The sequence below is a fragment of the Falsiroseomonas selenitidurans genome (genome assembly GCF_012103215.1).
Lineage (GTDB): Bacteria > Pseudomonadota > Alphaproteobacteria > Acetobacterales > Acetobacteraceae > Falsiroseomonas > Falsiroseomonas selenitidurans.
In genome coordinates, this window is the sequence record NZ_JAAVNE010000127.1 from 1 (window position 1) to 1,038 (window position 1,038).

The 1,038-nt window shown below is 69.4% G+C and carries 1 protein-coding gene; it reads right to left on the reverse strand.

The genetic code is table 11. The features are described from left to right. Positions 1-1,038, reverse strand: a 1,038-nt coding sequence (locus tag HEQ75_RS27650) for a calcium-binding protein (RefSeq protein WP_168035333.1), incomplete at both ends; no start/stop codon positions are given.

Genomic DNA, 1,038 nt, shown 5'->3' on the forward strand with positions numbered 1-1,038 from the left:
ATGCCGAGATGGACGAAGACGCCGACGCTGTCCCACTCGTAGCTCACCGTGTCGTTGCCGGCGCCGCCGATCAGCTGGTCACCGGCCGAACCGCTGACATCGCCGGTCCCGCGGCCGCTGATGAAGTCGTCGCCGTCGCCGCCGTCCAGGCGGTTGGCCTCGAGGTCGCCCAGCAGCGTGTCGTTGCCGGAGCCGCCAAGCAGGTTCTCGATGCTGACGAAGACGTCGCCCACGGCGTCGCCGCTGCTCTCGGCCGCGTCGAGCATGTCGATCTTCACGCCCTCGGTGGAGGCCGCGTAGTCCGCCGTGTCGTAGCCCTCGCCGCCATCCAGCGTATCGGCACCCGCGAAGCCCACCAGCGTGTCGTTGCCCGCGGCGCCCATCAGCAGGTTGGCGTTGATGTCGCCGGTCAGGCTGTCGTCATGGGCGGAACCCAGGACGTTCTCGATGGTGTCCAGGCTGTCGCCCTCGGCATGGCCGCCGCTGGCAAGCCCGGCACCGAGGTCGACCGTCACCGCCGCATCGGAGGATGCGTAGGACGCGGTGTCGATCCCTTCGCTGCCGACGAGCACGTCGCCGCCGGCGCCACCTTCCAGCGTGTCGTCGCCGCCGTTGCCGACCAGCGTATCGGTGCCCGCCAGGCCCTGCAGCAGGTTGTCGGCGAAGCCGCCCAGCAGCAGGTCCGCATGGGCCGATCCGCGCAGGCCCTCGATGCTGTTGTAGGCGTCGCGTCCGGATTCGTCCGACGGCCCGAAGCCCGTCGTGTTGCGGAAGCCCACGAGCGAGGCGTTGACCCCGGCTGCCGCGTTCTCATAGGAGGCGATGTCGAAGCCTTCGCCGCCATGCATGGCATCCGCGCCGAGGCCGCCTTCCAGCGTGTCGTCGTCCTCCCCGCCATACAGCGCGTCGGAGCCCGCCAGGCCGCGCAGGACGTTCTCCTCGGCATTGCCGTAGAGCGCATCGGCATAGATCGAGCCTTCAAGGTTCTCGATGCTGTCGTAGAGGTCGCCAAGGGCCTCGCCGGTGTTCGGCGAGTCA